Source organism: Ochrobactrum sp. Q0168 (genome assembly GCF_016427605.1).
Lineage (GTDB): Bacteria > Pseudomonadota > Alphaproteobacteria > Rhizobiales > Rhizobiaceae > Brucella.
In genome coordinates, this window is record NZ_JAELXQ010000035.1 from 1 (window position 1) to 6,823 (window position 6,823).

Below are 6,823 nucleotides of genomic sequence, written 5' to 3' on the forward strand. Positions count from 1 at the left end.
GACAGCATCAGCAGGCTGTTATAGAGCGCAAGCGACGAACCTGTCTGCGCCAGACTATCCAGTCCGCCGGCCGTCGCATATTGATTGCGGGTCTGGGCCACAGTTGTGAAGAGGGCAGGGGAGGGCTTTTCTGGCTCAGGCGTGCCGGGACCTGGGATCTCCGGGTCAACCGGCCTGGGGCAACCGGTTTTCAGACAGATTTTCAGATCTGCCGTCGTGTCACCATAGGCAAGGCTCATATCGAGAAAGGCTGAGTTCGACACAACGCCTGCGAATTCACCACTGATGCTGCCGTCCGCCTTCAGGATATGGTAGAGCTGACCATTCTGGTAACTGGTTTCTGGATCGATGGTGGCAACCGAGACATTGCTGCCGGAAACTGTAGCCGTTCCCGTCACATCGACGCGATCAGAAGTACCATTGCCGGCTATTTCGATTTCAAGAACTGAGCCAGGTTTCAGCGTCAGATCGCCATCGATGGTCAGTGTGCCGATGGAATTTCCGGGAGATAATATACCGCCAGACTGAACCGTCGTTTCTCCGAGCGAGCCATAACCGCCAAGAGTGGCACCGAATAAAACGTCGATGGTACCGCCGAGCATCGCGCTGCCGTGGTTCGCATCGCCAACGATCAATCTGCCGTCGGCGATTGTCGTCGTGCCGGTAAAGCCTGAATTATCGCCATTGAGGAGGAGCGTATCGGTACTCCCCTTAACGAGTTCACCACCCGGTGAATTCACGAACTGGCCGGAAAAACTGCCGCCATTTACGCGCAATTGATTGTTACCCCAGGACACTGTACCGCCATGGCCCGGCGTTGCATCCTGCAAGTTGCGAATTGTTCCGCCCTGTGCGGAGAAATCGATCGTAGCGCCGGAGGCGACGCGTGTTGCACCTGCGGAGCCGGTCAGGCTTCCCAAAGTGCCATTACCGTCAACAAGGCGTCCATATGCGACCGTTATTGTCGAAGCCGGAGCTGCATTCGTACCGATGACGTCCATAATCACGTCACCTCTCGCATCATCGGTTCCGATGACCAGATCGCCGTCAATTGAGAAGCTTTGCCCCGCTCCGCCGTTGAGCCACAGCGACGTGCCGGTTGCAGTAGTGATGGTGCCCGTTGTTCCAGCTGAAATGAGATAGCTGTTGAGGGTGGAACTCCCGAAAGCCGAGTGCAGCCGTCCTCCGTTGAGCGTAATCAGACCTGTGCCCAACGCGTCGATGACGCTATTACCATTCGCGTGATTGGCGACGAGCGTCCCCGCCGAAATCGTTGTGCCTCGGGTGTAAGTATTGGCAGCTTCCAGAACAAGCGTCCCGGCGCCGGTCTTTTGGACACCATTTCCTTCGAGAACATTGGAGATAGTGGCAGTCCAACCAGCACTGGCTCCGCTGCCGTCACCGACACGGACTTCGCTCAACGAATTTTGTAACGTTGTATCAAGTACTAGTGCATCACCGACCAGACGATAGCCATCGCTGGCAAACTGAATCCCGATCGCCGATACCGGAGAACTTCCGACATTTGAAATCGTGACGATCCCGGCCTCACCACCAAAAACCGCAAAGGCATTGATGGGCTGGCGGGTCGTTGTTTGAACTCCTTGAGCATCGGCCCAGTTTGCGTTGGGCTGCGCCCAAGTACCGATCCCACCGCCCAACTGTGTTGCACTCGCCTGGCCATTGCTGTTCCAGAAATTGACGAACATGCCGCCTGTCGTAATGAGATTGACTTGCTTGGCGCCTGTCAAATTCTGGATAGTATACCCAGTTGCGGGTGGAAGAAGTCCGCCATTTGTTGTCGTGAGAGAGCCGGTATAACTGAACAAACGATACAGACCGGGACCGAAATTCCCGGCGTCGACTGTGTTGATGGCTGCGCCGTTGATAGCAAGGTTGCCATTAACTTGCACATCGTGGCCCTGACCGGGATTACCATAACCATCTGGAGCGCCGAACGAAAAAAGAAGCTGGCTTCCCTGATCCAGCGACAGATCGCCATTGATTGTGAGAGTACCTTCCGGCTTTCCCGGTGCCAGCTCGCCTCCGCTCTGTATGTTGACATTCCCGTTGATCGAACCAAAACCGCCCAACGCGCCACTATTTGCAACCAAAACATCACTGTCGAGGCCGGCGGCAGTGTCGGCAGCACCGTTCCCAATCATCAGGGTGCCGGAAGTCACCTGGGTAAGACCGGCATAAGAACTGTTACCACTCAAAGACAGCGTTCCAATGCCGCTTTTGATTAGCCGCCCAGATCCCGAGATCGATCCGGAAAATACAGTATCTGTGGTCTGATGGACTGTCAGATCGGCACTGCCCAGATTGACGGTGCCCCCATTGCCACTGAGCGACGACATCGTCAGGCCAATGCCATTCAGATCAAGGGTGCCGCCATTGACGATGTAGGCGGTGTTGTCGACGAGCGCTCCCGCTCTATAAGCTCGTAAAATGCCATTTTCAATGCGGGTGCCACCCGTATAGGAATTCGGCGCGGACAAATAAACTGCACCAGGACCTTCTTTGATCAGCGCTCCTGGCCCTGAAATCGAGGTTATACTCGCTAAACTTGCATCTGTTCCGGATGTGTTGACGACGGTATCGGATGCAAGTTCAATGAATGCGGTTGTTTGAAAATCCGAAAATGCACTGCTGGTGGTAACATTAATTAGGGCATAACCGCTACTTGCAGAGAAGGTGATTGTGCCGTCTGCGAAGCCATAGCCTCCGCCGTAGTTGCTAAGAAGGTTCAATACCCCCAGGGTATGGTGGCCGTTCAAGTGGACTATTGAACTCCAACTCGATTCTGCATTGAACGTTGCAACTACTCCAATACCATCCGGAATGGTCCCTTCCTGCCACGAAGAGACAGAATCCCAGTCCCCGGGACCGCCGAGCCAAGTTTCTGCTTCGCCCGGAAGTGGTAACATCAGTGCAGAGGCAAAGACAGCGGATGAGAGCCATAACAGATGTCGCTGACGCGGCGAAACCTTCATGCGCGAAAGTTTGGTTTTAGATTTCTGCTGTCCCATGATCGCCCCCCAAATCGCTGACCCCACAGCGATGGGGGCAAAGGTACATCTTCGCGATTAACTGCACAATCGTCCGACTTCAATACGACAGATGCCGTATTTTTTGGGGGAGGGTAAGAAGGCTTTGTGGATCAGCCGAGCAGCCGCGACGCGCGTCCACTGCGCCGTTTGGCATTGTTATAATAATCGGTCGCTTGCTGCACGGAGCGATGGCGCGATTGTTCCATGGCTTCGGGCAATGGAATGCCACGATTGGCTGCCTCGGTGAGATAGCCGGAACGCAGGCCGTGGGCCGAAGTCCAAGACGGGCCCAATCCCGCAATCGCGGTGCGCTGCTTGATGCGTTTGGTGGGAGCGCGCATCTTGAACCATTGAGGTCAGGCCGCTTCTCTCAAAATAGAACGGATAGGTATTGGTACAGTGCCCAGATATCCCGCAATCATCCGGGTGATGTGCTCGACAATATCGGCTTCGTCCGAGAGGGAATGGCCACAGTCATTGAGAACGATGGCATGGGTCAATGTCTCGACTGTCGTGACGCATATAAATGCAGCCGTATCGAGGTCTTTGAGCTGAACGTCGTCCTTACATTGCTCCAGATAATGCCGAACCAGATGCAGCGTGTCCTTCCGGATGGCTTCCACCTCGGCAAGTTTTCCAATGCGGGGAACTTCTTCTTTCAAGATGCGGTGGAGCTCAGGATTAACCCGGTGCGCAGCAATCATAGCACGAACGAGCTCCCGCATGGCACTATTCAGGTCGTCTGACGCGCATTCTTGCATCGCGTTTTCCAGCAGAGCCAGAATTTCACGATTGTGCCTTGCGACGAGCGCAGCCACAAGCGACTCCTTGTTGGGAAAATACTGGTAGAGCGATCCAATACTCACACCCGCTACGGCAGCGACGCGATTTGTGCTGGCCCGCGCATATCCATCGCGCACCAAAACGCGAGCAGTGGCGTCCAGTATCGCCTCGACGGTCATTTTCGACCTCTCTTGCGAGGCGGCTTTTCTGGGATTTGTAGCGTTGAGCATGGCCATATTCTCAATTTCCGAATACGAGTAGACAATGTGAGTAAAGGCTCACATATTTTGTATAGATCGTCAACAAAGAAGAATGCGAGCCTAATCTAAGCGTTCAAACGCCTAGAATGCGCTTTACTATTCGAATTCGGAAAGCCAAAGTAAGAGTTATATAATGGTAACGAAGTCTTTCAACATTGTGATACTTGTTTCGGTAATGGTAGTTGGGGCTGGTTGCGCCAGTTCGGGTCAAAGATCTCAACTTTCTGCGACAGACTGTGTCGTTACAAAGTACACTCAGACATTCAATGAAAAATGCAGCGCGCCACGACTGGGTTGGAAGGGCGCGAGCGGGAGCGATTTCACCTTCAGCCAGTGATTACTCGCCAATAGTTGAACGTCCCGGTACCCGCTGATCAATCTCTTAGCAGCATTCAGCAGGAAAGACGAAGTGAGGCAGAAGGTGATCAACTCAATAGCCTTGACGCGCGTCCGCTGCGCCGCTTGGCGTCGTTGTAATAGTCAGATGCCTGCTGCACGGAGCGATGACGCGATTGTTCCATCGCTTCGGGGAGCGGAATGCCGCGATTGGCCGCTTCGGTGAGATAGCCCGAGCGCAGGCCATGGGCGGAGAATTCTGTGGCATCGAGGCCTGCCATTTGCGCGCGCTGTTTGACGATCCGGTTGACGGCGCTCGGCTCCAGTGCGCGCACCGACACATTGCCCCAACGATCGACTTTTCGAAACACGCTGCCCTTGTCGATCCTGGCTGCTTCCAGCCATCGGGTGAGGGCTTCGACGGGTCGGCCGGTTAGATAAACGATTTCATCGTGGTCAGCACCACTGGTTTTGGTGCGGCCGAGATGAATGCCGAGCGAGGGGAGGGGAGAGCCGTCTTTCGCGGTGACAGGTGCCTGTTTGACAAGTTGTTCTACCCGCACGCCGGCGATTTCACTGCGTCGGCGTCCGCCCGAGGCAAAGGCTACCATCAGGATAGCCCGGTCGCGGAGTGCGGTGAGATCCTCGCCGGAACAGGTTGCCAGCAACTTGCCCAGAATATCGCCGGTAATCGCATGGGCACTCTTGCGGCTGCGCGGCCGGTTCAGGGCGCGCACCGCAAGCCGGATGGCCGATTTGACGGAAGGCGATGAAAACGACCCTTCCAGCCCCCGCCAGCGGGTCAGCGTTGACCAGTTGGCCAGACGACGGCGGACGGTCGCCGGCGCATGCGGTCCCGACACGCGCAGAAAGCCTTGTCGGCGCAATGCCTCTTCCACGTCGGCTGGCATGCCGTGATCGGGTTCGATCTCGCGTTGCTGTGGCCGCCATAAGTGATGGGCGACGAATTTCAGCAACAGGGCTTCGGGCGCCGGGAAGGGAAGAGGGCTACCGGTGGCAGCCATCGACCAGGCTTCAAGATAGGCCAGATCCGAGGTCAGGGCGCGCAGCGTGTTTTCGCCCATGCCTTCATTGACCAGATGGCGCAGCGTCTCGACATCTTCATCCGTCAAAATCTCAGCCAGCATGTCGCGCCGGTTCATCGGCAAAACAGCTGCAATCGTATCTAAAGTCTCGGTGCGTTTTTCAATCGAACCTGACGACGAGCTGCTCATTTCGGCAGTCCGTTCTCGTCATATAGTTCATCGTGGTTCGAAGTCTGGTGCGTGTTTGCAGGCCTTCCCTTAAGCGCCAGCGCCCAGACTTCATCCCATGTGCCCTGGCCGTTCTGCGAAATTGGCATGATCGCGGCAATAGGATCGCCAGCTCGACAGATGACAACCTCGTCATCGCGCAAAACGAAGTCAATCAGTTCGTCAAATCGCTCCGCTGCCTCGGCAATGTCCACGAATACCTTCACAGCCACTGCCCTTACCAGACGCGCTCATGCAGAATCGCGTCGAACGCCAGATCCGTCGAGATGAAAGTGCAGTGCTCAAGCCGCGCCTGAGCGGCAAGAATCCGGTCCCACGGATCGCGATGTTCCCAATCAAAATTTGCTGCAAGTTCGGCATGCAGATCGGTGATGGCTAGTGTTTGCAGGCCGCTTTCCGTGACGGCTGCCCGCAGTTCCTGGGGCTTGAGATCAAGCTTGTTCAGGCGCATCTTGTTGTCCAGCTCATAGAACGTGACCGCACTGACGAGGATAGGATTTGCCTTGTCCTCGATCAGCGATCGTGCCTTCGTGGACAGGCGATCACTACCGATTGTCCACCAGTAGACGGCGTGGCTGTCGAGCAGGATTTTCATTGCGTGTTTTCGCTATTGTTGGATTTGCCTTGCCAGACGCCGGTATCATCATTCCAGTCTCCGGCATCGATCGCCGCCTGCTCTGCATCAACTGTATCGAACAGGTTGTCGGGCAGGCCACGATGGCGCAACAGGCCAAAAGGGCGCTTGCCTCCGTCAGCTGCTGGACCGATGCGGGCGTAAACTTCGTTGCCACGCATGATGACGATCTCTTCGCCCTGGTTGGCGCGATCGAGGACTTCGGCGAAATTCTTGCGGGCTTCGCTGATCTTGTAGCTTGTCTGGGGCATCGGGACCTCCGAAATTGGTCATACGCCATTGATACCATTGTTTTACAGCACGTACAAGTTCCTCGTACATATAACCTACGATAACCAATAAAATCGTGTACTTTTCGGACCAAGGTTGCCAACAACATGCATGCGGTTCCAGACGGCGGCGCAAACGCCTTTGATGTTGCCATCATCATTATGGCGTTTGCTTTGCTCACGCTGATGCTTTTCTCAAACGGGAAATCTGTTT

The 6,823-nt window shown here is 55.3% G+C and carries 6 protein-coding genes and 1 pseudogene; all 7 read right to left on the bottom strand.

The features are described from left to right. Positions 1 to 3,032 (bottom strand): autotransporter-associated beta strand repeat-containing protein (locus JAU75_RS23750; protein ID WP_199058938.1); only part of this gene is annotated, 3,032 nt, incomplete at its 3' end. 131 nt (positions 3,033 to 3,163) lie between these two features. Further along, a pseudogene (locus tag JAU75_RS23755) lies at positions 3,164 to 3,373 on the bottom strand (integrase); the annotation flags it as partial. Positions 3,374 to 3,409: 36 nt separating this feature from the next. Further along, on the bottom strand, positions 3,410 to 4,072 hold the full coding sequence (locus tag JAU75_RS23760; RefSeq protein ID WP_247880613.1) for a TetR/AcrR family transcriptional regulator: 663 nt from the start codon (positions 4,070 to 4,072) through the stop codon (positions 3,410 to 3,412). Between the two features lie 449 nt (positions 4,073 to 4,521). After that, the gene (locus JAU75_RS23765) at positions 4,522 to 5,667 is read right to left on the bottom strand and encodes a site-specific integrase (protein WP_199058939.1); all 1,146 of its coding nucleotides are present in this window, start codon (positions 5,665 to 5,667) and stop codon (positions 4,522 to 4,524) included. After that, a complete protein-coding gene (locus JAU75_RS23770) occupies positions 5,664 to 5,918 on the bottom strand; it encodes a type II toxin-antitoxin system Phd/YefM family antitoxin (RefSeq protein ID WP_371836243.1) in 255 nt (84 codons plus the stop codon). The genes JAU75_RS23765 and JAU75_RS23770 overlap by 4 nt, the downstream gene beginning before the upstream one ends. Positions 5,919 to 5,923: 5 nt before the next feature. Further along, entirely contained in the window at positions 5,924 to 6,301 is a 378-nt protein-coding gene (locus JAU75_RS23775) for a type II toxin-antitoxin system VapC family toxin (RefSeq protein ID WP_199058940.1), read from the bottom strand. Further along, on the bottom strand, positions 6,298 to 6,591 hold the full coding sequence (locus JAU75_RS23780) for a type II toxin-antitoxin system Phd/YefM family antitoxin (protein WP_024897005.1): 294 nt from the start codon (positions 6,589 to 6,591) through the stop codon (positions 6,298 to 6,300). Before JAU75_RS23780 ends, JAU75_RS23775 begins: the two co-directional genes overlap by 4 nt. Positions 6,592 to 6,823: the final 232 nt, after the last annotated feature.